At 63.6% G+C, this 24,962-nt stretch carries 23 protein-coding genes and 1 tRNA gene; 9 read left to right on the top strand and 15 right to left on the bottom strand.

Annotated features, from left to right (window positions below; genetic code table 11):
* Both cpaB and E8A46_RS07325 read right to left on the bottom strand, forming a co-directional pair.
* A partial coding sequence (cpaB, locus tag E8A46_RS07320) for a Flp pilus assembly protein CpaB (protein ID WP_291559127.1) occupies nucleotides 1-737 on the bottom strand: 737 nt, incomplete at its 3' end.
* Between the two features lie 372 nt (nucleotides 738-1,109).
* Nucleotides 1,110-1,646 (bottom strand): TetR/AcrR family transcriptional regulator, encoded by a 537-nt coding sequence (locus E8A46_RS07325; protein ID WP_291559128.1) that lies wholly within the window; start codon nucleotides 1,644-1,646, stop codon nucleotides 1,110-1,112.
* 91 nt (nucleotides 1,647-1,737) lie between these two features.
* Between E8A46_RS07325 and E8A46_RS07330 the strand changes: the two genes are divergently transcribed.
* The 3 genes from E8A46_RS07330 to E8A46_RS07340 all read left to right on the top strand — a co-directional run bounded on the left by E8A46_RS07330 (nucleotide 1,738) and on the right by E8A46_RS07340 (nucleotide 4,455).
* Complete coding sequence (locus E8A46_RS07330; protein WP_291559129.1) at nucleotides 1,738-2,088, top strand: hypothetical protein; 351 nt, start codon at nucleotides 1,738-1,740, stop codon at nucleotides 2,086-2,088.
* Nucleotides 2,089-2,284: 196 nt separating this feature from the next.
* Nucleotides 2,285-2,566 (top strand): FeoA family protein, encoded by a 282-nt coding sequence (locus tag E8A46_RS07335; protein ID WP_291559130.1) that lies wholly within the window; start codon nucleotides 2,285-2,287, stop codon nucleotides 2,564-2,566.
* A gap of 17 nt (nucleotides 2,567-2,583) precedes the next feature.
* Nucleotides 2,584-4,455: a ferrous iron transporter B gene (locus E8A46_RS07340; protein ID WP_291559131.1), complete on the top strand. Its 1,872-nt coding sequence runs from the start codon at nucleotides 2,584-2,586 to the stop codon at nucleotides 4,453-4,455.
* A 134-nt stretch (nucleotides 4,456-4,589) separates the two neighbouring features.
* On the opposite strand, the gene E8A46_RS07345 is transcribed toward E8A46_RS07340, so the two are convergent.
* Nucleotides 4,590-5,264: an LON peptidase substrate-binding domain-containing protein gene (locus E8A46_RS07345; protein WP_291559132.1), complete on the bottom strand. Its 675-nt coding sequence runs from the start codon at nucleotides 5,262-5,264 to the stop codon at nucleotides 4,590-4,592.
* Nucleotides 5,265-5,388: 124 nt separating this feature from the next.
* Nucleotides 5,389-6,303, bottom strand: a complete 915-nt coding sequence (gene trxA, locus E8A46_RS07350) for a thioredoxin (RefSeq protein ID WP_291559133.1) — start codon at nucleotides 6,301-6,303, stop codon at nucleotides 5,389-5,391.
* A gap of 223 nt (nucleotides 6,304-6,526) precedes the next feature.
* Here trxA and E8A46_RS07355 point away from each other — a divergent pair, with 223 nt between their 5' ends.
* From E8A46_RS07355 to E8A46_RS07370, 4 genes are all read left to right on the top strand, one after another.
* Nucleotides 6,527-7,003 (top strand): SRPBCC family protein, encoded by a 477-nt coding sequence (locus E8A46_RS07355; RefSeq protein ID WP_291559134.1) that lies wholly within the window; start codon nucleotides 6,527-6,529, stop codon nucleotides 7,001-7,003.
* A 148-nt stretch (nucleotides 7,004-7,151) separates the two neighbouring features.
* Nucleotides 7,152-7,226 (top strand) — tRNA-Gly (locus E8A46_RS07360).
* Nucleotides 7,227-7,488: 262 nt separating this feature from the next.
* A complete protein-coding gene (locus tag E8A46_RS07365) occupies nucleotides 7,489-8,745 on the top strand; it encodes a PQQ-dependent sugar dehydrogenase (RefSeq protein ID WP_291559135.1) in 1,257 nt (418 codons plus the stop codon).
* 86 nt (nucleotides 8,746-8,831) lie between these two features.
* Entirely contained in the window at nucleotides 8,832-9,413 is a 582-nt protein-coding gene (locus E8A46_RS07370) for a c-type cytochrome (protein ID WP_291559136.1), read from the top strand.
* Nucleotides 9,414-9,440: 27 nt separating this feature from the next.
* On the opposite strand, the gene E8A46_RS07375 is transcribed toward E8A46_RS07370, so the two are convergent.
* The 6 genes from E8A46_RS07375 to E8A46_RS07400 form a co-directional block, all read right to left on the bottom strand.
* Nucleotides 9,441-9,968: a TetR-like C-terminal domain-containing protein gene (locus E8A46_RS07375; RefSeq protein ID WP_291559137.1), complete on the bottom strand. Its 528-nt coding sequence runs from the start codon at nucleotides 9,966-9,968 to the stop codon at nucleotides 9,441-9,443.
* Nucleotides 9,969-10,153: 185 nt separating this feature from the next.
* Nucleotides 10,154-11,074, bottom strand: coding sequence for a 2-dehydropantoate 2-reductase (gene panE, locus E8A46_RS07380; protein ID WP_291559138.1), 921 nt, complete (start codon nucleotides 11,072-11,074; stop codon nucleotides 10,154-10,156).
* A gap of 102 nt (nucleotides 11,075-11,176) precedes the next feature.
* Complete coding sequence (locus E8A46_RS07385; RefSeq protein ID WP_291559139.1) at nucleotides 11,177-11,914, bottom strand: SDR family oxidoreductase; 738 nt, start codon at nucleotides 11,912-11,914, stop codon at nucleotides 11,177-11,179.
* A gap of 134 nt (nucleotides 11,915-12,048) precedes the next feature.
* Entirely contained in the window at nucleotides 12,049-12,657 is a 609-nt protein-coding gene (locus E8A46_RS07390; protein ID WP_291559140.1) for a 2-hydroxychromene-2-carboxylate isomerase, read from the bottom strand.
* A gap of 105 nt (nucleotides 12,658-12,762) precedes the next feature.
* On the bottom strand, nucleotides 12,763-14,112 hold the full coding sequence (locus E8A46_RS07395; protein ID WP_291559141.1) for an MATE family efflux transporter: 1,350 nt from the start codon (nucleotides 14,110-14,112) through the stop codon (nucleotides 12,763-12,765).
* A gap of 87 nt (nucleotides 14,113-14,199) precedes the next feature.
* Complete coding sequence (locus tag E8A46_RS07400; protein ID WP_291559142.1) at nucleotides 14,200-14,817, bottom strand: DUF2239 family protein; 618 nt, start codon at nucleotides 14,815-14,817, stop codon at nucleotides 14,200-14,202.
* Nucleotides 14,818-15,010: 193 nt separating this feature from the next.
* Here E8A46_RS07400 and E8A46_RS07405 point away from each other — a divergent pair, with 193 nt between their 5' ends.
* Nucleotides 15,011-15,676, top strand: coding sequence for a glutathione S-transferase (locus E8A46_RS07405; RefSeq protein ID WP_291559143.1), 666 nt, complete (start codon nucleotides 15,011-15,013; stop codon nucleotides 15,674-15,676).
* Between the two features lie 6 nt (nucleotides 15,677-15,682).
* Here the strand turns inward: E8A46_RS07405 and E8A46_RS07410 are convergent, their stop codons facing one another.
* The 3 genes from E8A46_RS07410 to ggt form a co-directional block, all read right to left on the bottom strand.
* Nucleotides 15,683-16,579, bottom strand: coding sequence for an NAD(P)-dependent oxidoreductase (locus E8A46_RS07410; protein ID WP_291559144.1), 897 nt, complete (start codon nucleotides 16,577-16,579; stop codon nucleotides 15,683-15,685).
* Between the two features lie 69 nt (nucleotides 16,580-16,648).
* A complete protein-coding gene (locus E8A46_RS07415) occupies nucleotides 16,649-17,950 on the bottom strand; it encodes an MFS transporter (RefSeq protein WP_291559145.1) in 1,302 nt (433 codons plus the stop codon).
* A gap of 133 nt (nucleotides 17,951-18,083) precedes the next feature.
* Nucleotides 18,084-19,835, bottom strand: a complete 1,752-nt coding sequence (gene ggt / locus E8A46_RS07420; protein WP_291559146.1) for a gamma-glutamyltransferase — start codon at nucleotides 19,833-19,835, stop codon at nucleotides 18,084-18,086.
* 131 nt (nucleotides 19,836-19,966) lie between these two features.
* Here ggt and E8A46_RS07425 point away from each other — a divergent pair, with 131 nt between their 5' ends.
* Nucleotides 19,967-21,352 (top strand): MFS transporter, encoded by a 1,386-nt coding sequence (locus E8A46_RS07425; protein ID WP_291559296.1) that lies wholly within the window; start codon nucleotides 19,967-19,969, stop codon nucleotides 21,350-21,352.
* A gap of 173 nt (nucleotides 21,353-21,525) precedes the next feature.
* Here the strand turns inward: E8A46_RS07425 and purH are convergent, their stop codons facing one another.
* On the bottom strand, nucleotides 21,526-23,118 hold the full coding sequence (gene purH, locus E8A46_RS07430) for a bifunctional phosphoribosylaminoimidazolecarboxamide formyltransferase/IMP cyclohydrolase (RefSeq protein WP_291559147.1): 1,593 nt from the start codon (nucleotides 23,116-23,118) through the stop codon (nucleotides 21,526-21,528).
* An 84-nt stretch (nucleotides 23,119-23,202) separates the two neighbouring features.
* A complete protein-coding gene (locus tag E8A46_RS07435) occupies nucleotides 23,203-24,918 on the bottom strand; it encodes a heparinase II/III family protein (RefSeq protein ID WP_291559148.1) in 1,716 nt (571 codons plus the stop codon).
* Between the last annotated feature and the right edge of the window lie 44 nt (nucleotides 24,919-24,962).

The following is a 24,962-nucleotide window of genomic DNA, read 5'->3' on the forward strand; positions in this document are numbered from 1 at the left end:
CGCTGGCGAGTCCGATCCTCGGACCCGACGTCGACCTGGTTGAGGTCGGCAATGCTGCGCAGCGCCAGCGACAGCGTGCCGGCCTGGCGCGCGGCAGCAAGGGTCGCGGTTTGCTCCGGCTTCAATTCAAGCGTGACGGTCTTGCCGACGACGGAATTCTGACCTTCCTTTTCCTTCGGCGCCTGGTCGATTGCCAGAACGCGAAGATTGGTCAGAATGATTTCCGAGACGACGATATCGGCACCGCCGGCCGGGTTGGGGTTCTTCTCGCGCCTGGTAAGAAGAACGTCGACCCGGTCATTGGGCAGGATGAAGCCGCCGGCGCCGGTCTCCGCCGAGATCTCGGTCGAGACCGCGCGCATGCCGGTCGGCAGGATCGCGGCCATGAAGCCCGAGCCATCGGCCTTGACCAGTTTTGCTTCGCGGATCGGTTCGCCCGCGATAAAGGGCGCGCGCGCGATCGAGCCGGCGATCTGGGTTGTCGCGTCCGGGCGGTCATTGCGGCGAATGAAGGTGTTGCTGGCGGTGGCGGCCGGCCAGGTCTGCCACTGCATGTCGTTGGGCGTGAGGGTCTGGCCAAGCCCGATATCGACTTTGGCCACGAGAACGTCGACGGTCTGCAGTTGCGCGACCGGCGCTGCCGGAGGCGGCTTGTTGTCCGATCCACTCGCAAGATATGCCGCGATGCCGCCGGCACCAAGCGCGATAGTCAGGACGACAATGCGGGCGGTATTCATACGCTCTATCTACTTTTACGCCAGGATACTGAAACTCTGTCTTGGTCGCAGCCTCTCCTCTAAGGATGACTAAGCGGTAAAAGTGTAAGCGATCTTGAGAGCCGAAAAGTTTGCCGAAAGCGATTCAGGGATTTGTCCTCATGGTGAACGTAGGGTTATCGTTCGAAAACGCGCGGCGTGCTCGCCGACCGGCGGCGTCCGGATAAGCGAGCAAAGGCTTGGTTTGGGCAGCCAAGGTCGCAGCGAGAATCGAGGCCCGGCTCGCCGTGCTGGTCGATCAATGGCGCTTCCGCGCGCGGCTGCGCTGAAGGTCCAAAGAATTCACCATGTGAACAAAAGGCGCGATGGCGCCGTTTTGCGCCAACCGCGCTGCTATCGTGAGGCCATCCGGAGCATCTCGTCCAGCACCGCCTGTTGTTGAGCCCGAGGCAGCGGCTTATCCGACCGTGCAAAGCCGAGAAACGCCCAATAGAGAATTTGTGCCCGCGCGGATGCCACGTCGGGCGAGAGCCCGGAGGCCCTGAACAGGCTTTCGATGTAGGCGAGCCGGCGCCGGTCGATGGCCTGCACCGCGGCCCTGGCCGCCGGGTCGACCGTGGCCCAGCTGCGAACCGCGTTCTCCAGCGCCAGCCTTTCGCCGAACACCCGGCGCAACAGCAGCGGCAACGGGTTGTCGTTGTCGGCGGCGGCCTCGACGTCGGCGATGATCTGCTCGGCGGCGACTTCGCGCCAATGCTTGAGAACCGCCGCGTGAAAAGCCTCGACGTCGTTGAAGTGCCAGTAGAAGCTGCCGCGCGACACGCCCATGGCCTTGGCCAGCGGCTCGGCTTTCAGGGCCGTAAAGCCGTGCTGGGCCAGCGCCTTAAGGCCCTGATCGAGCCAGTCCTTTGCGGAGAGTTGGTCGGCCATATTTTTCCCGCGGCAATCCACCATACACAACTGTATTGACAATCGCCAGCCTGCGGCTTATCCACCATACAGTATTGTATGGATCGAACCGATGCGCGATCTCTTGCTGCAATGTGCCGGCGTCGCCGCGATCGCGGCCGCCATCGTCCATGGCGTGCTCGGTGAAACCAGGGTGTTCCCGCGCGTGACCATTGAGCCGATGCGTCTGCGCAGCCTGTTCCGGCTGGTCTGGCAGGCCTCCACCGTAGCGTGGATCGGAGGCGGCGTGCTCCTGATCGCCGCGCCCTTAATGGCGTCCGAACCGGCGCGGCACTGGATCGTCGTGACGCTGGCCTGCGTGTTCGCGTTCGGTGCGCTCGGCAATGCCTGGGCGACCCGCGGGCGGCATTTTGGCTGGATGGTGCTCGGCGCAGTGGTCGCGATGGCAGTCGCCGGCTACTAGCGGCAGAATCCGCCGCCACGACCAACGCGATCGTGATTGATCCATCGCAACGACTCAGAACCTCGCCGGCCTAGAGAGAGGCTGTCTTGCCCGTCCGGCAGCACAGCCGCCTGCGCCGTTTTAAAATCTCTCTAAGGTAAAAGGGTTTCGAGCGCTCCGCGCTTGACCTGCCCGCCCCCGGTTGGAAATACAAACCATGACCAACAGCAAGCCGACCGATGCGAACCAACCGCGACCTCTGGGATTGGCCAGGCGCGGATACTCCGGCGTGATTCATCGTCTCGCTGCCGATGAAGCCAATTCCGCGCTTTCCGCGATTGAGCTGGAAAGCCGCCTGATCGAACTCGGTTTTGTGGAAGGCGCCAGGGTCAAGGTGCTGCACGAGGGCATTGTCGGACGCGATCCGATCGCCGTCCGCATCGAGAACGTCACGATCGCGGTGCGCCGGCGCGAGGCGATGGCCGTCATTGTCGTCTGACGAAACGGTACCGCGCCATGGAAGCCCCGTTACTGCATCTTGCCCTGGTGGGCACGCCCAATAGCGGCAAGACCTCGCTATTTAATGCGTTGACCGGCAGCCGGCAAAAGGTCGCGAACTATCCCGGCGTTACCGTGGAGCGCAAGGAAGGTTTCTTCGTCACCCCGCTCGGGCGTCAGGTGTCGGTGGTCGATCTGCCCGGCACCTACTCGCTGCGGGGCCGCAGCCCCGACGAAGAAATCACCCGCGATATCGTGCTCGGCCGCAGCGCCGGCGAATCGGTACCCGATCTCGTCCTCTGCGTCGCCGACGCCACCAATTTGCGGCTAACGATTCGTCTGGTGCTCGAGCTCAAGCGCACCGGCCGGCCGCTGATGCTGGTGCTCAACATGTTCGACATCGCCACCAGACGCGGCGTCACCGTTGACGTTGCGCGTCTGTCCGGGATGTTAGGGATACCCGTGGTGACATCGATCGCGGTGCGCAAGGGCGGTACCTCCGATCTATTGCGGCAGACCGACGAGATCGCCATGCAGGCGCCGCCCCCCTCGCAGCAAAATCTCTGGCAGCCGCTCTCGGTCGCCGAATTGCGCGCCACCCAGCGCGAGGCCGACCGCATCATCGCGGCGACCATCAGCCTGCCGGCGAGACCTGACACCTGGACGGCGCGGATCGACGCCGTGGTGCTGCACCCGGTGGCCGGACTCGCCATTCTGGCGCTGGTGCTGTTCGTCATGTTCCAGGCGGTGTTCGCCTGGGCGCAGCCGCTGATGGAGCTGCTGTCGTCGGCTTTCGCCGCACTCGGCCAGCTGGTGCACGACACGTTGCCCGCAGGTCTGCTGCAAAGCTTCCTGCAGAACGGCGTGATATCCGGCGTCGGCAGCGTCATCGTGTTCCTGCCGCAGATCGTTATCATCTTCCTGTTTATTCTGCTCCTGGAAGATTTCGGCTACATGGCGCGCGCGGCGTTCCTGATGGATCGCATCATGGGCGGCGCAGGCCTGCACGGCCGGGCTTTCATTCCGCTGCTCTCGAGCTTTGCCTGCGCGATCCCCGGCATCATGGCGACGCGCGTCATCGACAACCGCCGCGACCGGCTGACCACCATCCTGATCGCGCCACTGATGACCTGTTCGGCGCGAATCCCGGTTTACACGCTGATCATTTCCGCCTTCATCCCCGCCGAGCAGGTTTGGGGCTGGGTCGATCTGCGGGGTCTGGTGATGTTCGGCCTTTATGCGGCGGGCATCGCCAGCGCGCTCGGTGTGTCATTCCTGATAAAGTTCTTCATGTGGCGCGACGACGCGCCGGCGCCGTTCATGCTGGAACTGCCTGACTACAAGCTGCCTCGCGCCCGCAGCATCGCCATCGGCGTCTATACGCGGGCAAAAATGTTCCTGCAGCGGGCCGGCACCACGATTTTCTCGATGATGGTTCTGATCTGGTTTCTGGCGTCGTTTCCGGCAGCCCCCGCAGGCGCCGAAGGCTCGGCCATCAATTACAGCCTGGCCGCCATGATCGGCAAGGCGCTGGAGCCGCTGTTTGCTCCCCTTGGCTTCAACTGGCAGATCGTGGTCGCGCTGATTCCCGGCATGGCGGCGCGCGAGGTCGCGGTCGCGGCGCTGGGCACCGTCTATGCGATCGAGGGCGGCAAGGAAGCCGCCGATCAGATCGGACAGGTGCTTGCCACCAAATGGAGCCTGGCAACCGCGCTTTCGCTGCTGGCCTGGTACATCTTCGCCCCGCAATGCGCCTCGACGCTGGCGGTGATCCGTCGCGAGACCGGCAGCTGGAAATGGATGGCGATCACCTTCGGCTATATGTTTGCGCTTGCCTACGCGGCGAGCCTTGCGACCTACAACATCGCCGTCGCGCTCGGCGCGGGTTAGTTTAGTCAGCCTGCGGCGAAGCGCCGATATCCGCGAGGTTCCGCATGATGCCGCGCTGTGCCGGCTCTATTATTTTATTTGCCTTTCACAATTTGGGGCAGGCGAGATTCGCGGCAACGCCGGAGCGGGTTTGATTACTGCAGACCCGTGTCGCCGCTGGTGCGCTTCTTGGCGAGATCCATCTCGGTGACCGCGATCAGAATTTCCGCGCGCGTCTTTAGATCGGGCGCTTCCAGCATCGCCTGCTTTTCCGGAGGGCCATATGGCGACATCATCGCCAGCGCGTTGACCAGCGCCTCGTTGGGTGCGCTCTCGACGCCTTCCCAGTCGACCTTGAGATTGTTGGCTTTCAGAAAATCCGTCAACACCTCGAGCAGGGCCTCGCGATCGACGGCCTCCTCGCCTTTGCGCGCGGTGAAATCGTCGATGTAGGGAAAGTAGTCCACCTTGCATTGCCGATACGGGGTCAGCACCACGATTTCCTCGATCACCTTGAAGCGTGCGATGCCGGTGAGTTCGAGGATGTAGCGGCCGTCACCGGCCTCGGCGAGCTGGGTGATGCGCCCGACGCAGCCGACACGAAACAGCTTTGGACGAGTCTCGTCCGGCGAATGAGAGACATCCGGCTGGATCATGCCGATCAGACGATGACCGTCGCGAAATGCGTCATCCACCATTGCCAGATAGCGCGGCTCGAAGATGTTGAGCGGCATCTGCCCGCGCGGCAGCAATAGCGCGCCGGGCAGCGGAAACACCGGAATCAGCTCCGGAAGGTCGCCGGGTCCGCGATATTCGGCATTGATCGGCATTTGCGGTCCCGCTGCTGGCCTCGAGGGCGTCAGTTTGGCGCGGATGGTACCGAAGATCAGCCCGCGCAATCTGCGTTAAACCGATCGCGCGACAAAGCCGGCCGCCACCCTCGCTGAATCTGCGTTATGCAAACAAGATCGTCGACAGTCGCTTTCGTCCCTCAACCGTGGCCTCATCGGTCGGGCCCCACGCCTCGAAGAACTGCACCAACTGCTTTCGAGCGCCGTCCTCGTTCCATTTGCGGTCACGCTTGACGATTTCGAGCAATTGAAGAGTAGCCTCGGCGCGCTTGTCGCTGGCGTTGAGCGCGGTCGCAAGATCGAATCGCGCCTGATGATCGAGCGGGTTTGCGGCGACTTTCTGTTCAAGCTCGGTCACCGGTCCGAGCGCCTTGGCCTGCTCGGCAAGATCGATCGAGGCCTGGACGGCTTTCACCGCCGCATCGCCGCGCTTCGATTCCGGCACCATGGCCAGCGTCTGCTTGGCCTGTTCGATGGCGCCGGTCGCGACGTAGCATTTCGCCAGCCCTGCCATCGCAGCGATATTGGTGGCATCCGCCGCCAGCACTTCGGCGTAGATCGACGCGGCGGTGGCCGGATCGCCCTCGGCCAGAACGGCTTCGGCCTCTTTCAGGACCTCCGCGATATTGGGCTCGCCCGGCATGCCTGCGGTCAGCTTGTTGATGAAGGCGGTGACCTGGCTCTCCGGTACCGCGCCCATGAAACCATCGGCGGGCTGGCCGTTGACGAAGGCGATCACGGCCGGGATCGACTGGATTCCCATCTGGCCCGGAATCGCCGGGTGTTCGTCGATGTTCATCTTGACCAGCTTGACCTTGCCGTTGGCGGCACGGACCGCCTTTTCGATGATCGGCGTGAGCTGGCGGCAGGGGCCGCACCACGGCGCCCAGAAGTCGATCAGCACCGGCTGGCGCTTCGATTCCTCGATGACGTCCTTCACGAACGTCTGGGTGGTCGTCTCCTTGATCAGATCGGCCGCCTGCGGCGCCGGTCCGCTACCCTGCTCCAGTATCGTCACGGGAATCCTCGCCTGATGATGGGGCCCTTCTAGCACGGCCCGGTGTCGCGGTTCAGTTCTCTTTACCAAATGGCGGTTTGCCGGGAAATTTCAATCGGTTCCACGGGCGGCCGATCCCCCTTCAAAAGCGCGGAGGGATCACGGTATCTGAGATCGGGTGGCAGGCGGTCGACCCCGGGCCCATGGTGGCGTCGCAGTCGGCTCCAGCCAATGGAATTGAGCAATGACGAGAGCCTATTACTCAACCGTGTTCGAACAGCCTGCCCCGCAGGTCTGGAAAATCGTCCGCGATTTCAACAACTATCCGGTATGGGTCGGCGGCGCCGGCGAGAGCCGGATCGAGGACGGCAAGGCCGGGGATAGGGTGGGCGCCGTCAGGAGCGTGCTCTATCAGGAGCGGCGCATCCGGCAACGGTTGCTGGCGCTGTCCGATGTCGAGCTGGCGCAGACTTACGAATTCTGCGGCGTGGCGTCGCTGCCGGTAACCGATTTTCAGGCGACCTTGCGCGTCACGCCCATCGTGGATGGGGATCGGGCCTTCGCCGAATGGTGGGCGACCTTCGATTGTGACGCCGCCCTTCGTGATGAGCTGACCGGGGCGCTGCGCACCTCGTTCGAGAAATGGCTCGAATCGCTGCGCACCACGCTTGCCAATTTGCCCTCAGGGTTCCCCCAGCAGCCCGCCATAATCGAAGATTAGCGGCGTTTTGGGCCGATTTCCCTGGATTGCCACGGATATCCGGTTATCCAGCCGATTCCCGGGGCCGCGCGCGGCTGTTGCATTCGAGGGCCGCATTTGGCATAGCTCTGCCCGTTGCCGGCGAGCGATCGCCGCCAATCTCTCGGATGCGGGTGTAGCTCAGGGGTAGAGCACGACCTTGCCAAGGTCGGGGTCGAGGGTTCGAATCCCTTCGCCCGCTCCAGATTTTCTAGAAGTGGCAGAGTTCGACGAAGGCCCGCTGTCCCAGCGGGCTTTTCGTTTTCTGCTGCGAACCGGGCAACCGGAAGAAATTTCTTCTCAATTTGCCCGGGCTTAAGCGGAGATGCGCGGCACACGCTTCTCACCCGCAGCGGATGTGATAGCATTTGATGGTCTGATCCACCTCATAACAGACCTAAGTTCGCCGCTCAGGCGCACAAAAATAAACAACGTCGCAGCCGCGGGGCTGCATAGGGAGTGACGCGATGAAGTCGGCTTTCAATGGATCTATGCTTGCGCTCGCAGCAATCCTTGTTGTCGCGGCGGCCGGTCAGGCCAGCGCGCAAGGGAAACTCAAGAGTTATCAATCCGGTACCAAGGAATTCTGGACCCATCCGCCGGACGACTGGTTCCTCGGCGACGAGACCGAAGCCCAAAAAGGGCTGGCGCCGCCATCGGGGCCGCCGACCGGCGCATCGGAAGCCGAACTCGCCGCGATGATGAAGAAGATCAAGCTGCCGCCGGGCTTCAAGATCGAAGTCTATGCGCCGGGCGTACTGGCCGCGCGACAGATGGCCTGGGGTGACAAGGGCACGCTCTTTGTCGGCTCGTTCGGCCTCGGCAACGTCTACGCCATCACCGACAAGGGCGGCAAGAAAGAGGTCAAGACCGTCATCAAGGGGCTGAGGATGCCCACTGGCCTGGCGTTCCGCGACGGCGCTCTCTATGTGGTCGATGTCGACAAGCTGATCAAATATGACAGCGCCGAAGCCAACCTCGACAAGCTTGGCGACGGCAAGGTGGTCTATGACGACATGCCACCCTACATGGCCCACGGCTGGAAATATCTGGCTGCGGATAAGGATGGCTGGTTCTACATACCGTTTGGACCTCCCTTTAATATCGGGATGCCGCCGACCAGCGTCTCGCAGATCCGCCGCGTCGATCCCAAGACCGGCACCGCCGAACTGGTGGGGCTCGGCGTCCGCAACAGCGTCGGCGGCGACGTCGATCCGCGCAGCGGCAAATACTGGTTCACCGAGAACGCCCGCGACTGGCTGAGCGACGACACCCCGAGCGACAAGCTCAACATGATCTCGAAGATGGGCGAACACTTCGGTTATCCGTATTGCCACCAGGGCGACATGCCGGATCCGAAATTCGCGATGGGTCACAAATGTTCGGAGTTCACCCCGCCGGTCCTCAATCTCGGCGCGCATGTGGCTCCGCTCGGCATGAAGTTCTACACCGGCGACCAGTTTCCCGCCGAATACAAGAACTCGATCCTGATTGCCGAGCACGGCTCGTGGAACCGGCATAAATACCAGGGCGCCCGCATCGTTCGCGTCACCGTAGGTCCGGACGGCAAGAATCCCAAGCAGGAAGTGTTTGCATCCGGCTGGATCGAAGGCGACCAGGGTTATCTGGGCCGACCGGATGATATCATCATGGACAAGGACGGATCCATCCTCGTCGCCGACGACTGGGCCGGCGCGATCTATCGCATCAGCTACAAGAAATAGGACCTGAAAACCGGAAGCTGCGGTCGCTCGGGAACGAGTGACCGCAGCTTTTTGTTATATCGGCGAACGATGGAAGAGGAATCGCGATGCGGATCGCCCTGGTCGGGATACTGTCGCTCGCCGTGGTCGGCGGCTCGCTCGCCCGCGCCGCCGACCTCGCCGCCGGCAAGGCAAAGGCCGAGCTTTGTACCGGTTGTCACGGCGAATCCGCTATTTCGCAAACCGAGAACATTCCCTCGCTCGCGGGCCAGCCCGATCAGTTCATTCAGTGGCAGCTGGTCTTCTTCCGCAGCGGCAGCCGCAAGAGCGAGCAGATGCAGCCGATCGTCGAACAGATCAACAACGACGATATTCGCAATCTCGGCGCCTATTTCGCCTCGCTTGCCCCGCCGAAGGCTGCTCAACCCGACGACAACCCCGATTTATCGCAGAAGGGTGCGCAGGCCGTCGCGGGCCGGCGCTGCGCCTCATGCCACACCGACACATTCGCCGGCACCAAAGCGGTGGCGCGCATTGCCGGCCAGCGCGAGGAATACCTGCTGAAGGCGCTGCACGAGTACAAATCAGGTGTACGATCCGGCGGTGGAATGGCTGCGATGGCGGATGTCGCCTATCCCCTCAGCGAAGAGGAAATCACCGCGCTCGCGCACTATCTCGCGCATTTCTAGATTTCGTTTCGGACGACGGTCCGTTGGTCAATTGCGAAACACGCCGAGCCCTTCGATAAAAAGCCTGATCCCGAGCTCGTAGCTCTGGTCGTGTTCAAGTGGTTCCAGAAACGACGCGCCCATCTCGTGCAGAACGAAGCCGCGCACGAAACTTCTCAAGATACGAAGCGCGTGTTGGGCCTGCTCGCCCCTGACGCCGAGTTGCGAAAAGATCGCGAACAAGACCTTGGCCAATTCCATTTGCGCGGCCCGCCATTCCGGACTGTCGGTCTCGGGATTTCGGAATGTGGCCGCCGACAGGCCGGGACGATCCAGCGCATAGCGACGCATGCTTATCATCGCCGCGCGCAAGGCGTCGGCACCGCTCTTGCCGGCAACATCGTGCTCGATGAGCTGCCGTAGTTCCCGATAGCCCTTGACGGCCAGGAACCGGCGCATTTCCGGGACGGTGGAAGTTTTTTCCGCGAGATGGTGTTCCATCTCCGCGGTCAGGTCGGCGGCGATTCTCTTGTCCCAACCGGTCGTGGGAAGTTCCAGAATCTCTGCGAGCTTCAAAGGTCAAATCCGCCTGGAGAAAATCGAATCAGCGATTCGCAATCACGTCGGGAACCGCACAAGCCAATTGGGCTCAGGTTGAAGCGTCGTTGCGCGCGGAACCTGTTACGCCGGTCACATGTAATTCTAGTTCACTTGGGTCTAGTCTGTCTTGCCCGATTTTCAATCAAAATCGCAGCTATGATCTAGGTTCGCTGTTTTTCATACGCCTTCAGATGCGTGTAGGCGGTGCGCAGCTTCGGCACCGGCACTTTTGCGGCGTCGCCGCGCGCGATCAGATCGCCGATGACGTGATCGGCCTCGACAGGCGCGCCGGCCCTGATGTCGCGGAACATTGACGCCGTCAGTTGCGAGCCCTCCGCGGTCAGCATGCCGCGCACACGCTCGAAGAACGGACCGCCGGGGGTATGGCCTTCGGCGGCCGCGACCGCGCCGCATTCATCGAGCATGCCGAGGATAAAGTCCTTGCCGCCGGGCGCGGCCAGGATGGCCCCCACCGGCGCGCGCATCAGACAGGTCGAGGCCGCGAGCGAGGCGAGGAACACCCATTTCTCCCACATGTCCTGGATGATCTGTTCGCTGGCCGCTGCGCCGAACTTGCCGCTGGCCATGATATCGGCGATGGCACGGACGCGATCCGACAACTTGCCGTCGCGCTCACCGAAACTGAGCGACCGCATCGGCGCAAGCTGGACGATCTCGCGATGCTCATTGAGTGTGACCGCGATGGCGCAGAGGCCGCCGAGCACGCGCTCATCTCCAAATTTCTTGTCGAGCACATCCAAATGAAGCATGCCGTTGAGCAGCGGGACGATCACGGTCTGCGGCCCGACCGCCGGAGCAAACGACCGGATGGCATCCTCAAGGTCGAATGCCTTGCAGCTCAACAGCACGACATCGAATTTGTCGCCGAGCTTGTCGGCCTGCACGACCGGCGGATCTTTCAGCGTCACATCGCCGTTGGGGCTCTTGATAACCAGGCCCGCGGCGGCCAGTTCGGCCGCGCGCTTGGCGCGGACGAGGAACGTCACGTCACGCCCGGCCTGGAGCATTCTGCCGCCGAAATACCCGCCGATGGCGCCAGCGCCGACCACGAGAATGCGCATTTCTGAGTTCCTTGTGTTTGTTGTTCTTGGAGGGCGAATAGTGAGTAGCGAGTAGGGTACTTACACTCGCCCTTCGCCCTTCGCCATTCGCCTTTTTCCCGCCTACCATTTCTCCCCGAATGGGCGGATTTCGAGCTCGAAAGTCCAGGCGCTGCGGGGCTGCTGATAAAGCTGCCAGTATGAGGCTGCGACCGATGCCGGCGGCATCAGCAAATCCGGATTGTCCAGCGCTTCCTTGCCCCAGAGCTGCTCCCGCCGCTGGCGTACCCAGGCGGTGTCGACGCCGGAATCGATGATCAGATGCGCGACGTGAATGTTTTTTGGACCGAGTTCGCGCGCCATCGATTGGGCCACCGCGCGAAGGCCGAATTTGGCGCTGGCGAAGGCCGCAAAACCGCTGCCGCCGCGCAACGAGGCGGTGGCGCCGGTGAAGAAGATGTTGCCCTTGCCGCGCGGCACCATCAGCCGCGCCGACTCGCGCCCGGCCAGAAAGCCGGCCCAGCACGCCATCTCCCATACCTTTCGGAATACGCGATCGGTGGTCTCCAGGATCGGGAAATTGACGTTGGCGCCGACGTTGAAAATGCACACCTCCAGCGGCGCGTGCTTGTCGGCATCAGCAAGGAATGCCGCGACCTCGTCCTCCTTCCGCGCGTCGAGCGCGCGCGCCACGATCGATCCGCCCGCCGCCCCGATATCCCTGACCAGCGGTTCGAGCTTGGCGCCGTCGCGCCGTCCGGCGAACACGGTGAACCCCTCAGCGGCAAATTTCTTGGCGATCTCGGCGCCGATAAAGTCGCCGGCGCCGATCACCGCGGCGGTTGCATGGCGTTTTTCCATTAGCGTCTTCCTCTTTCGTCATTGCGAGGAGCAAAGCGACGATGCAATCCATCTAAAACAGACATGGATTGCTTCGCGGAGCCTGTCATCGGGCGCGCATTCGCGCGACCCGATGGCTCGCAATGACGGTGTGGCTACTTCCCCAGCACCGCCTCCTCGACGTCACGCAACTGCTCCTTGCCGAAAAACATTTCGTTGCCGACGAAAAAAGTCGGCGAGCCGAAGGCGCCACGCGCGACCGCGGATTGGGTGTTCTCGATCAGCCCTGCCTTGACGTCGGCGTCCTGCGCGCGTGCGAACAGCCTTGCCGCATCGAGACCGGACGCCGCCAGCGCCCTGAGGGCGATGTCGGGATCGTCCATTTTCTTCGGCTCCGTCCACATGTGATAAAACGCGGCGTCGACGTATTTCTCGAACACGCCCTCGAATTGCGCAGCGATGGCGGCGCGCATCAGGTTGAGGGTATTGACGGGAAAAAACGGATTCCAGGCATAGGGCCTGACGTGAAAGCGCTTCACGAAGCGCTCGGTCTCCAGCGCGTGAAATTCGCGCTTGTTCTTGATGCCGGCCAGCGATTCGGCCGGGGATTTGTTGTTGGTGGCCTTGAAGATGCCACCGAGCAGGACCGGCACATACTCGAACCTGACGCCGATCCGCCGTTCGATCGCCGGGATCGCCCCATGACTGAGAAAGGCATTGGGGCTGCCGAAATCGAACATGAATTGCGGGGCGGTGGGGCTCACGGCGATCTCCCGGACTTTTTGCGGCCAAAGCATTGTGGCGCAACGGGCGTGGCGCGTCCACTGGATTTGATGATGGTCATAATACTTTGAAAGCGCCAGCGGAGGTCAGATCAACCGCCGTATGGCGCGCTTGCGCCAGACCAGCATATAGTAGGCCATCTGCAACAGGAACATGGCGCCGAAGGTTACGGGATAGGCTGTCCAGACGCCGTCCAGGCCGATGGCGCGGCTGAGGAAGATCGCGCAGGGAACCTCGATGACGGCAACCACGAGGATCGAAATCGACAGCGGTATCCATACCGTTCCACTCGCACGCATCGCGCCCGAGAACACGGTCGCCATGCCGAACGGCACCGAACCCCACAAGGCGATGTGAAGCGAACGCTGCGCGAGTTCGAGCACCGCCGGGTCGACAATAAAGAGGCGCATGAGGGCGCGTGAGAACAGATAGCCAAGCGCCACCAGTCCGCCGGTGAGGACGACATTCATCAGAAGTCCGGTACGGACAATGGCGCCGATGCGGTCGGCGTTGCCGCGGCCGATCGCCTGCGCACCGAAGATCGAGACCGAAATCGCGATCGACATCGCCGGAAACTGCACATAGCCCATGACCTGGTTGACCGCACCGTAGGCCGCGGTGGCGTCGGAGCCGAAGCCGTTGACGAGGCCGAGCAGCGCCAGCTCCGCCAGCGAAAACACCACCATTCCGATCGCCGAGGGAATGCCGAGGCGCATCACCTTGCGCAGCAGCGCGCCGTCGAGCCGCATGCAGCGCCAAAACGTCGCGTCGAAGGCGAGGGCATGCTTGCGGCGGCGCATATGGACAACGAGCCACGACAGCGTGAGCAGACCGGCGATGGCCGACGCCCAGGCGGCGCTGGCGACGCCAAGCCGGGGCAGGCCGAACCAGCCCCTGATCAGCGCCGGCGTTGCCGCAAGGCCGACCAGAATCGAAATCGAGAGCGCCAGCAGCGGCGTGAGGGTATCGCCGACGCCACGCATCATCGCCGTCAACAGAATAAAGGCGAAGGTCAGCGGCATCGTGACCATCATGATGCGGGCATAGGCGCTGGCCTGGTCGAGGATATCGGCTGGCGTTGCGAGTGCGATCAGCAGCTGCCGGCTGAACAGCCCGCCGAATATGGCGATGATGGCCGAGCCGAACAGCGCGATCGTCAAGGTCGTGCCGGCGACGGCCTTCACCCGCTCCGGTTCACCCGCGCCCCAGGCCTGACCGATCAGCACGGTGGCGCCCGAACTCCGGCCCATCACGAAGGAGATCAAAAAGAACATCACCGGAAAAAACACCGACACGGCGGCCAGCGCATCGACCCCGATCATCTGGCCGAGGTAAACATTGTTGATGGTGCCGAACAACGATTGCAGAATGTTGCTCAGCATCATCGGCGCGAGGAAGACGAGAAACGTCTTCCAGAGGGGTGGGGTTTTCGACACGGGTTTCCCTTGGGATCGGCGCGGCCAATCGACTCGCAACATTGCGGTGCCGAAGCAGCAGGTTTCAGAGAATCGATCGGCGCGCGGTCACGCCGTCGCGGCGTCGACGCGGTCGCTGAAGGCGAGCTTGACGGTGTGGTCACGGATATCGCCGGGCCAGCCGGCAACCAGATCGCCAAAGCGTCGTCGATCGTCCGCGAACAACGCCCGCGAGGCTTCCTCGAAGCCCGGCAGATTGCCGGCCATCGTTGACATGAAGTGATAGGCCGCCTCTCTGGCGGCGCGGCCGCGATCGCGGTCGCCGCTGGAGCGCCGCGCCTCCTCAACGAGCTTTCGCAGCGCTACCGAGGCGCCGCCGGGTTGTGCCCCGAGCCATTCCCAATGCCGCGGCAGCAGCGTCACCTCGCGCGCGACAACGCCGAGTCTGGGCCGGCCGCGACCACGCGGCTCCGGCACAGCCATGTCATCGGCGGGCGTCCTGGCATTCGCAGCCGGAAGCGGCAAACGTGCGACCACGTCTCGTTCGGTGCCGCGAAGGTCGAGATCGATCGGCCGTCCGTTGGCGTCGTCAAAGATGACGATCGGCTCCGCAGCAACCTTTTGGGAGGCTTTCATGACAGCCAGCGCGACCTCAGCCAGCGGGCCGGAAGCCAGCCGCTGATGGCCCATGAAGGCGGTGAATTGCTTGGAGGCGGCCTGAATCATTGCAGGAACTCTGGCTTTGGAATGGTTTATTTATACCCGGATAAATAAGATCCAGTCAATATCTCCCGGGTAAAATCTTCAAGAGCTGGAATTCGCCGCTGCCTTGATACGTTCCGAAGCGCCGGCCAATCGCCAATCCCAGCGTGCGCTGCTACGAGGTCAGCCGATCGCCACCGGGCTCGGGGGACCAAGCATGCTGACCGTCCATCATCTCAACAATTCCCGCTCCCAGCGCGTGCTGTGGCTCCTGGAAGAGCTTGGCGTGCCTTACGAGATCGTCCGCTATCAGCGCCAGCCTGACATGCGCGCGCCTGCCGAGCTGCGCGCGGTTCACCCGCTCGGCAAGTCGCCCGTGATCACCGACAACGGCAATACGATTGCCGAGTCAGGCGCGATCACCGAATACGTCATCGACAGCTATGGCGAAGGCCGCCTGATCCCGCCGCCCAAAACACCGGAGCGGCTGCGCTACACCTATTGGCTGCATTACGCGGAAGGCTCCGCGATGCCGCCACTGCTGCTGAAGCTGTTGTTCACTTTGATGCCGAAACGCGCGCCGGCATTGCTGCGCCCGCTGGTGCGCAAGGTCTGCAACCAGGCGCTGACCACGCTGGTCAATCCGCAGCTCAAGCAACACATGGCGTTCTGGGAGAGCGAACTCGGAAAAAGCCAGTGGTTCGCCGGCAACGAGTTCACCGCGGCCGACATCCAGATGAGCTTTCCGCTGGAGGCGGCGGCGGCGCGCGGCGGACTTGAGCAGGGCCACCCCAGGGCGATGGCGTTTCTGGAGCGCATTCATGCCCGCCCAGCCTACCAGCGCGCACTGGAACGGGGCGGACCGTATTCGGTCGGACGGTGAATCGATCTAGCTCGACTTCTGAACCCCGCCGACAGAGGGCAGCGCCTTCACGGTGACCCCGGGGGGCGGCACGTCGTCGTCGGGCACAAAGAAATCCGACATCAGCGGGACCGTCGGATCGACGCGATAGTGCTCGAAGTCGCGCACGCCGCCTGCGTAAAGCACCTTGTCGTCGATGCAGAATTGCCCGGTGAATTCGCGCGACGGTTTGGTGAAGATGGCGTAGGCCGCATCGCCCATGATCTCGGGCTTGCGGCTGGCGCGCATCATGGCGTCGCCGCCGAGCAAATTGCCGACCGCGGCGGTGGCGATGGTGGTGCGCGGCCACAGCGCGTTGACCGCGACGCCCGAGGTTTTCAGTTCGGCCGAGAGGCCGAGCACGCACAGGCTCATGCCGAATTTCGCAATGGTGTAGGCGGTCGAGTGCTCGAACCATTTTGGCTGCATGTCGAGCGGGGGCGCCAGCATCAGGATATGCGGATTTGGCGCCTTCTTCAGATGCGGGATGCAGTATTTCGACACCATGAAGGTGCCGCGGGTGTTGATGCCCATCATCAGGTCGAACCGCTTCATGTCGGTGGCTTGTGAATTGGTCAGGCTGATGGCGCTGGCATTGTTGACGCAGATGTCGATGCCGCCGAATTCGGCGACCGTCTTGTCGATGGCCGCCATCACCTGCGCCTCGTCTCTGATATCGCAGAGCACGGGAAGCGCCTTGCCGCCGGCGGCGCGGACCTCGTCGGCGGCGCTATAGATCGTGCCCTTGAGCTTCGGATGCGGTTCCGCGGTTTTTGCGGCGATCGCGACATTGGCGCCATCGCGCGCGGCCCGCAACGCGATCGCAAGTCCGATGCCGCGGCTGCCGCCGGATACGAACAGTGTCTTGCCTTTGAGCGATGTCATTGGAGACTCCGATTGTTGGTACACAGCGCTCCCACCCCTACAAGGGGGTAGGGAACGAAGGCGACCGCTTCACGCGTCCGCGTGCAAAACCCGGCCACGCGTTTCGGGCAGCGCAAAGGCGGCGAGGAAAAACACGGCGTAAGCCGCCACCGCGAAAATCGCAATGGCGTTGCCAAGCGAAGTATAGGTCGAGAGCGCGCCGACCAGGAATGGAAACAGCGCGCCGATGCCGCGGCCGAAATTGTAGCAGAAGCCCTGGCCCGATCCGCGCAGCCGGGTCGGATAGAGTTCGGTGAGGAAGGCGCCGACGCCGGAGAAATATCCCGACGCGAAGAAGCCGAGCGGGAAACCGAGCAGCCACAGCACCTCGTTGGTCAGCGGCAATTGGGTGTAGAGCAGGATCACGGCGATCGCCCCGATCGAGAAGATCAGGAACAGGTTGCGCCGCCCGATGCGGTCGGCGAGCCATGCGCCCACCAGATAGCCGATGAACGAGCCGATGATCAGCGCCGCGAGATATCCGGTGGAACTGACGATCGAGAGCTTGCGCTCGGTGGTGAGAAAGCGCGGCACCCAGAAGGTGATGGCGTAATAGCCGCCCTGGCATCCCGTTGCCATCAGCGACGCCAGTATCGTGGTCTTGAGCGTCGAACTCGAGAAAATCTCCCACAGCGAAGGCCGGTCGCCCGACGCCACCTGTTTGGCGCGGGTGGCGGCGGCAATCGCCGGCTCCTCCACATAACGGCGCAGGAAGAACACCAGCAGCGCCGGCAGCGCGCCGATCGCGAACATCCAGCGCCAGGCGATGTCAGGCGGCAGATAGGAGAACAGGATGGCCTGCGACAGCACTGCAAGGCCCCAGCCGACCGCCCAGCCCGATTGCACCGAGCCCACCGCGCGGCCGCGATATTGCGGACGGATCGCTTCGCCCATCAGCACGGCGCCTGCGGCCCATTCGCCGCCGAAACCGAGACCGAGCAAAGCGCGGGCGATCAACAGCTGATCGAAGTTCTGCACAAAGGCGCAGACCAGCGAGAACACCGAGAACCAGAGGATCGTCAGCTGCAGGGTTTTGACCCGGCCGATGCGGTCCGCCAGATAGCCGCCGAGCCAGCCGCCGACGGCCGAGGCCAGCAGCGTCACCGTGCCGGCGAGACCGGCGCTGCCGGGATCCACCTTCCACAGCACGATGATGGTGCCGATCACCAGCGGATAGATCATGAAGTCCATGCCGTCGAGCGCCCATCCCGCCGCGCACGCCCAGAACGTCCGCCGCTCCGGCAGGTTCATGTCGCGATAAAAGGCGAGAAGGCTGGTGTCTTCGATCGGCGCGACTTCAATCGCTCCCGACGGCCCAACTGTACTGCTCACGATGGATGTTCCCCCGGGCGAACTTCTTGACTGGCCTATGCGCTTCCCCGCGGCGGCCGGTTGGCGCGGGGCGGTGCAAATCCTACGCTGATCCCGGGGGCAGGCAAATCCGCAATGCGCGGAACTGACGGGCTTATTGTCCCGCCGCCCCCGCGCCACGGCTTCGCGGATCGGGGGCGCCCAGCAATCCCATATCGGTCACTGCGATCGAATTGGCCGAGGTCCGCCCCAATGGTTCGATCAAGCGATGCCCTTTGGCCCGCAGCGCCGCCAGCGCGTCGTCGCTAAAGCCGTGCTCGACCCGCACCTCGTCCGGCAGCCATTGATGGTGCAGGCGCGGCGCGGCGACCGCGGCCGCGACATCCATGCGGTAATCGAGCACATTGACGATCACCTGTATCACCGCGGAGATGATGCGGCTGCCGCCGGGCGATCCCGTCACCAGCACCGGCTTGCCGTCCTTCAGCACGATGGTCGGCGACATCGAGGACAATGGCCGCTTGCCGGGGCCGGGCAGGTTGGCCTCGAATCCGACCAGGCCAAAGGCATTGGACGCGCCGGGCGCCGCGGTGAAATCGTCGAGTTCGTTATTGAGCAGCACGCCGGTGCCTTCGGCGACCATCCCGAGGCCATAGTTGAAATTCAGCGTGTAGGTGTTGCTGACCGCATTGCCCAGGCTGTCGACGACGGAAAAATGCGTGGTGTTACTGCCTTCGCGAGGCGGCACCGCCGACAGCGCGTCGGTCCATGGCGTGGCGCGGTCGAGATCGATGCTGGCGCGTTGTTTGGCCGCGTAGTCCTTGGAGGTCAGAGTCGCAACCGGCACCTTGACGAAAGCTGGATCGCCGAGATAACGGGCGCGATCGGCATAGGCGCGCTTCATCGCCTCGATCAGGACATGCAGCGAAGGCGCCGAGCCTTGTTTCATCTCACCCATCGGAAATCCTTCCAGGATATTGAGAGTTTCCATGAGCACGACGCCGCCGGACGACGGCAGCGGCATCGAGACGACGTCAAAACCGCGATAGTTGCCGCGCATCGGCGCGCGGATCACGGCTGAATAGGATTTGAGATCGTCCAGCGTCATGATGCCACCGGCGTCGCCGATCGCCTTCACCAGCTTTTCGGCGACCGGGCCGTGGTAAAACCCGCGCGGCCCCTGTTCTGCAATCGCCGACAGCGTCGCCGCCAGGTCGGCCTGAAGCAGCAGGTCGCCATCGCGCAACGGTGCGCCGTCCTTGCCGGAAAATATTCTGGTTGCCGATGGCCAGCGCGCCAGCCGCTGCCGCTCCTCCGGCATCGTGTCGGCCACATCATCGGTGACGACAAACCCGTCGCTTGCAAGGGCGATCGCCGGCTTCAGCAATTCGGCGAGCGTAAATTTGCCCGAGCCATATCTTTCCAGCGCCACGGTCAATCCTGCGACGGTGCCTGGAACGCCGACGCCGAGCGCGGAGTCGCGCGACTTGGCGATATCGGGCTTGCCGTCGGGCCCGAGAAAGATCTCCGGGGTGGTGGCGGCCGGCGCGGTCTCGCGATAATCGATGCTGACGTCCTCGCCGCGCTCCCTGGAGTGGATCACCATGAACCCGCCGCCGCCGATGTTTCCCGCGCGCGGATAGGTCACGGCCATCGCAAACCCGGTGGCCACCGCCGCATCGACCGCATTGCCGCCGCGCCGGAGCACGTCGGCGCCGACGCGTGCCGCGATTTTCTCCTGCGCCACCACCATGCCGTGCTCGGCGACAACGGGATGAACGGTGTCGGCGGCCGGCGGCGTGTAGAAGCCGCGGTGTTGTTCCTGCGCCACCACCGGCAGCGTGCAGGCGGCAGCCAGCACGAGGCTGAGGACGATCTTGCGTAGTTCTATTCTCACTGGGATCATCAAGAAATCCGCCACGGGTTGACCGGTTTAGGCCGGAAAAAACGAGAAGGGGTATTGCGGCCACCGATGCTATATGGGTTTCCATGCCCCGGGCAAAACGCCTCCTCGTGATGGGCAAGGACATTTCGGGTATGGCGGTTGCGGCTTTGAATCCACGCGGTGCGGATATGCAGCAGACCTATCCTCCGCGCTCCGCCGTTATCAGCTGGATTTTCTTCGATTGGGCGGCGCAGCCATATTTCACCCTGATCACCACTTTTATCTATGCACCCTATTTCGCGACCCATGTCGCGTCCGATCCCGCCAGCGGCCAGTCGCTGTGGGGCTTTGCCACCGCCGCGGCAGGATTGGTGATCGCGCTGCTGTCGCCGGTGCTGGGCGCCATCGCCGACGCCAGCGGTCGCCGCAAGCCGTGGATCGCGGCGTTCGGCGCGTTGCTGGTGATCGGATCATGCCTGATGTGGTTCGGCAGGCCCGGCGACCTCAGCGTGATTCCGCCGCTGCTCTTGGCCTACGCAATTGCGACCGTCGGCGTCGAATTCGCCACCGTCTTCAACAATGCGATGATGCCGACGCTGGTGCCGCCGGACAAGATTGGGCGATTATCGGGGACCGGCTGGGCCACCGGCTATGTCGGCGGCATTCTCAGCCTGATTCTGGTGCTCGGCTTTCTCGCCGCCAGCCCCGAGACCGGCCACACGCTGTTCGGATTCGTGCCGTTGTTCGGGCTCGACCCCGTCACCCATCAGGGCGATCGCATCACCGGTCCGTTGACCGGCATCTGGTTCATCGTCTTCGTGCTGCCGATGTTCTTGCTGACGCCGGATTACCCCGCCAGGCGGCGATGGCGCGAAGCCTTGCGCGAGGGATCGACGGATTTGCGGCACACGCTTTCCGAACTGCCAAAGCAGAAATCGATGGCGGCGTTTCTGCTGGCCAATATGATCTACACCGACGGCCTGGTGTCGCTGTTCGCGTTCGGCGGCATCTACGCGGCCGGCACCTTTGGCTGGAACACGATCCAGATCGGCAGCTTCGGCATTATCCTGGCGATCGCCGGTGCCCTTGGCGCGTGGCTTGGCGGCAAGCTCGACGATACTCTGGGGCCGAAACGGGTAATCGCCGGCAGCATGACGCTGCTGCTCTTGGCGATCGTTGCCATTCTGCTGGTCGGCAGGGATTCGATTCTGTTCATCAGGGTCGCGCCGCCTGTGCCTGACGGTGCGCTGTTCGCCGCCGCAGCCGAACGCGCTTATCTCGCGCTCGGCTGCCTGATCGGCGCCGCCGGGGGCCCGCTGCAGGCGGCGTCGCGGACGCTGTTGATCCGGATGGCGCCGAAAGACCGCATCGCGCAGTATTTCGGGCTGTTCGCGCTGACTGGAAAGGTCACGTCCTTCGTCGGACCGCTGCTGATCGGCATCGTCACCGCGGTGACCGAAAGCCAGAAGGCCGGCATGGCGGTGCTGGTGTTGTTTTTTGTCGCGGGATTGGGGCTGCTTGGGAGAGTGCGGGAATGACTTTCTGACCCGGTCTCTCAACGAGTCGTTCCCGCGAACGCGGGAACCCCAGCGTGAGCGCAATTGCGCTCATCGCGACGCCGTGTCCCTTCATTGGGGCACTCGGGTGGGCGGCTGACGTCAAAATGACCGCCTGCGGTTATGGGTCCCTGCTTTCGCAGGGACGACGAGAATCAATGCCGGAAATGCCGCACGCCGGTGAACACCATGGCGATGCCGTGCTCGTCGGCGGCCTTGATGACTTCGTCGTCGCGCACCGAACCGCCGGGCTGAACCACTGCGGTGGCGCCGGCTTCGATGCAGGCCAGCATGCCGTCGGCGAACGGAAAGAACGCGTCGGACGCAACGACCGAACCTTTGGTCAGCGGCTCGGCGAGCTTCAGCTCAGTGGCCGCATCGAGCGCCTTGCGCGCGGCGATGCGCGCGGAATCCACCCGGCTCATTTGCCCGGCGCCGATGCCGACCGTGGCCAGATCTCTGGCATAGACGATGGTGTTGGATTTCACATGCTTGGCGACGCGGAACGCGAATTTGAGATCGCGCAGCTCGGCGTCGGTCGGCGCACGCTTGGTGACAATCTTCAGCGTCATGTCGTCGACCACGGCATTGTCGCGGCTCTGCACCAGCAAGCCTCCGGCCACCGTCTTGGCGGTCAGCCCTGCGGCGCGCGGATCGGGCAGCGCGCCGGCCAGCAATAGCCGCAGATTCCGCTTGGCCGCGACGATGGCGATGGCTTCGTCGGTGGCGTCGGGCGCGATGATCACTTCGGTGAAGATTTCGGTGATAGCGCGCGCGGCATCGGCATCCAGCGTCCGGTTGAGCGCGACAATGCCGCCAAAGGCCGAGGTCGAATCGCACGCCAGCGCCTTGCGGTAAGCGCCGACGAGATCGGACCCTTCGGCAACGCCGCAGGGATTGGCGTGCTTGACGATAACGCAGGCCGCGGTGCGCGCCGCATCGAACTCGGCGATACACTCATAGGCCGCATCGGTGTCGTTGATATTGTTGTACGATAGTTCCTTGCCTTGCAGCTGCCGCGCGGTGGCGACACCCGGGCGCTTGTCGGGCGTCCGGTAGAACGCCGCCGCCTGGTGCGGGTTCTCGCCGTAGCGCAGCGGTTGGATCAGCCGTCCGCCAAAGGCGCGAAAATCCGGCGCTTCGGTCTTGAGCTCGCGCGCGAACCAGTTCGAGATGGCCGCGTCATAGGCGGCGGTGCGGGCGTAGGCCTTGGCGGCCAGCCGCCGCCGCAGCGAGAGCGTGGTGGCGCCCCGATTGGACGCGAGCTCATCGAGCACGGCCTGATAATCCTGCATCTCGACCGCCACCGCGACATCCTCGTGGTTCTTCGCCGCAGCGCGGATCATCGCCGGCCCGCCGATATCGATGTTCTCGATGCACGCCTCGAAATCGGCGCCCTGATCGACGGTCGCCTCGAACGGATAGAGATTGACGACCAGCAAATCGATCGGCGCGATGCCGTGGCTCTTCATGGCCTCGGCATGTTCGGCATTGTCGCGGATCGCCAGCAGCCCGCCATGTACTTTCGGATGCAGGGTTTTTACCCGACCGTCCATCATCTCGGGAAATCCGGTCAGCTCGGATACGTCCCTGACCTTCAATCCGGCCGCGGCGATCGCTTTCGCGGTGCCGCCGGTCGAGACCAGCTCAATACCGTGGGCGGCCAGGGCGCGGGCGAATTCGATCAGCCCGGTTTTGTCGGAAACGGACAGCAAGGCGCGGGTTACGCGGCGTGGATGGTCGGTCATTTCTCTGTCCTAAACGTTAGTCCGCCGCGTAGCACGGTTTTGTCGGCCACGAAACCGGCGAAGGTCGAATGTGGAAATCTTCCTCTACAAAGGCAGTTCCGGCTCGCGGCGCGCGTTGCGTTTCGCCGTCGTGGCCGAGGCCGACGTCGACGACCGCACGAAACTCCAGCGGACGCTAGCGGCGTGGCGCGAATCCTGATGAATCACGATCTGGGCGGTGCGGCGGGGACCGTCGTTTCCGGCCAGGAACACGCTGTCTTCGAGTTCGACCTTGTCGTCGAGCGCCTCGAAGGTCCAGACGTCACGGTTGGGCAGCACCAGCATGACGCCGCGGGCGTCGCTGAGACGGCTTGCCTTCACCGAAGGGTGCAGATGAAACCGCAGCGCGTAGTCGGTGTCGTTGCCCTTGATCCGCCCGCCCGGCGCCGGCGACAGGGTGTCCTCGCCGTCAAGCCTGGTGCCGTCATGGGCGAGCATCAGCACCCGGCGATGCACCACGCCGAATCGCCCGAGATAGCCGTCATGCGACGTCGTCAGCAGCACGCCATTGGCGACGGCCTCGCGGTAGCTTTCGACATTGGCCGGACCGCTGACGATCGGCGAGCCCTGCAGCAGGCGCTTCACCGCCGAGAGCTCAACGAACTGGCAGGAGGAGACATCGTGGTAGGTCAGCGTCGAATGCGCCGGCGTGCTGCGGGCAAAGCTGCGCCAGTTGTCGCGACCGGTCGAGGGCATGCCGCAATTGATGACGATCCGGCTCGGCCCCGACGACAATTCAAACGAGAGACAGCCGGCGTGAGCATCGTGACTGACGCTCGGCGGCGGCGGCGGGCCGGTGTCCATGATGATCGTCGTGGTACCGGCATCGAGCCGCTGAAAACCGGTGTGCGGCATGTTCGCCATCGGCGCGCCATGGGCGTCGTCATAGGCGAGCAGGGTCGCCAGCACATCGGAAGGCGCGCTGCTCATGCCGTTGAACAGCGCGAAGCTGCCATCGCCGTGACGGAAGAAGCGCAGCATCGGCATCATGCGATCGATCGCGTTCAACAGCGCCGGCGGCGGTGCGATGTTGCGGGCCGCGAAGGTCTGCCGCAGCGGCAGGAGGTCGATCAATAGCTCGATCAATGCTCCGGGGTTGCGCGAGATGTGGCCGCCGTCGGGCAGAATCTGCCGTTGCAGTTCGTCGGACAGCTTGCGCGCCGCGGTGCGAATGTGCCGCGCCTGGTTGGCGAGACAGAGCGAGGCGTAGCAAAGCGCGATCAGCACCTGCAGCCGGGGTACGCCGTCGGGAATATCGAGCATGGTGTAGCGGAGATAGCGGATTTCGCGGGTCAGCCCCCGCAAATAGCGCCGATAGAACTTGCCGTCGGTATCGCCGAGCACGAGCGGGGCTTGCGACAACAGCGAGATCACGCGGCGGGCCAATACGTCGGCGCGGCGGCCGACCGGCCGTTTGTGTCCCGGATTTGAAATCCAGTCGTCGACCAGCGCGCGCGCATTGGCGCGGGTCAGCGCGGTATCGGCCGCGCGCAAATGTCGAAGCCAGCCAAAGCCGAGAAGCGCCACCTCCCAATCCTCCGATGGCGGCTCGAGATCGAAGATCGAGCGGCCATGGCAGGTCACGATCTTGCCGGCGAAAACAAAGCGGCCGGCATAGATTTCGGCGGCACGCGTGGCGTCGGCGGTGCGCAGGTCATGCGGGGCAATGATCAGGCGATCGGTGCGTCCCGGCCACAGCCGCGACAACGTCACCGAGCCGCCGCTTGCGCGCGCCATCATGTTCCGTGCGAAACGGCCCATGATCAGCGTCGAGATACGTCTGCGTTGAGCGACCGACACGCCTT

The organism is Bradyrhizobium sp. (assembly GCF_004799445.1).
Lineage (GTDB): Bacteria > Pseudomonadota > Alphaproteobacteria > Rhizobiales > Xanthobacteraceae > Bradyrhizobium.

Bases quoted from the DNA above. Each gene is read 5' to 3' on its own strand.
- E8A46_RS07425 (WP_291559296.1), top strand. From the start codon at position 19,967: ATGGCGGTTGCGGCTTTGAATCCACGCGGTGCGGATATGCAGCAGACC.
- E8A46_RS07435 (WP_291559148.1), bottom strand. From the start codon at position 24,918: ATGGGCCGTTTCGCACGGAACATGATGGCGCGCGCAAGCGGCGGCTCG.
- ggt (WP_291559146.1), bottom strand. From the start codon at position 19,835: ATGATCCCAGTGAGAATAGAACTACGCAAGATCGTCCTCAGCCTCGTG.
- E8A46_RS07400 (WP_291559142.1), bottom strand. From the start codon at position 14,817: ATGATTCAGGCCGCCTCCAAGCAATTCACCGCCTTCATGGGCCATCAG.
- E8A46_RS07405 (WP_291559143.1), top strand. From the start codon at position 15,011: ATGCTGACCGTCCATCATCTCAACAATTCCCGCTCCCAGCGCGTGCTG.
- E8A46_RS07410 (WP_291559144.1), bottom strand. From the start codon at position 16,579: ATGACATCGCTCAAAGGCAAGACACTGTTCGTATCCGGCGGCAGCCGC.
- E8A46_RS07340 (WP_291559131.1), top strand. From the start codon at position 2,584: ATGGAAGCCCCGTTACTGCATCTTGCCCTGGTGGGCACGCCCAATAGC.
- E8A46_RS07355 (WP_291559134.1), top strand. From the start codon at position 6,527: ATGACGAGAGCCTATTACTCAACCGTGTTCGAACAGCCTGCCCCGCAG.
- E8A46_RS07385 (WP_291559139.1), bottom strand. From the start codon at position 11,914: ATGGAAAAACGCCATGCAACCGCCGCGGTGATCGGCGCCGGCGACTTT.
- E8A46_RS07345 (WP_291559132.1), bottom strand. From the start codon at position 5,264: ATGCCGATCAATGCCGAATATCGCGGACCCGGCGACCTTCCGGAGCTG.
- E8A46_RS07325 (WP_291559128.1), bottom strand. From the start codon at position 1,646: ATGGCCGACCAACTCTCCGCAAAGGACTGGCTCGATCAGGGCCTTAAG.
- E8A46_RS07365 (WP_291559135.1), top strand. From the start codon at position 7,489: ATGAAGTCGGCTTTCAATGGATCTATGCTTGCGCTCGCAGCAATCCTT.
- E8A46_RS07370 (WP_291559136.1), top strand. From the start codon at position 8,832: ATGCGGATCGCCCTGGTCGGGATACTGTCGCTCGCCGTGGTCGGCGGC.
- purH (WP_291559147.1), bottom strand. From the start codon at position 23,118: ATGACCGACCATCCACGCCGCGTAACCCGCGCCTTGCTGTCCGTTTCC.
- E8A46_RS07335 (WP_291559130.1), top strand. From the start codon at position 2,285: ATGACCAACAGCAAGCCGACCGATGCGAACCAACCGCGACCTCTGGGA.
- E8A46_RS07330 (WP_291559129.1), top strand. From the start codon at position 1,738: ATGCGCGATCTCTTGCTGCAATGTGCCGGCGTCGCCGCGATCGCGGCC.
- panE (WP_291559138.1), bottom strand. From the start codon at position 11,074: ATGCGCATTCTCGTGGTCGGCGCTGGCGCCATCGGCGGGTATTTCGGC.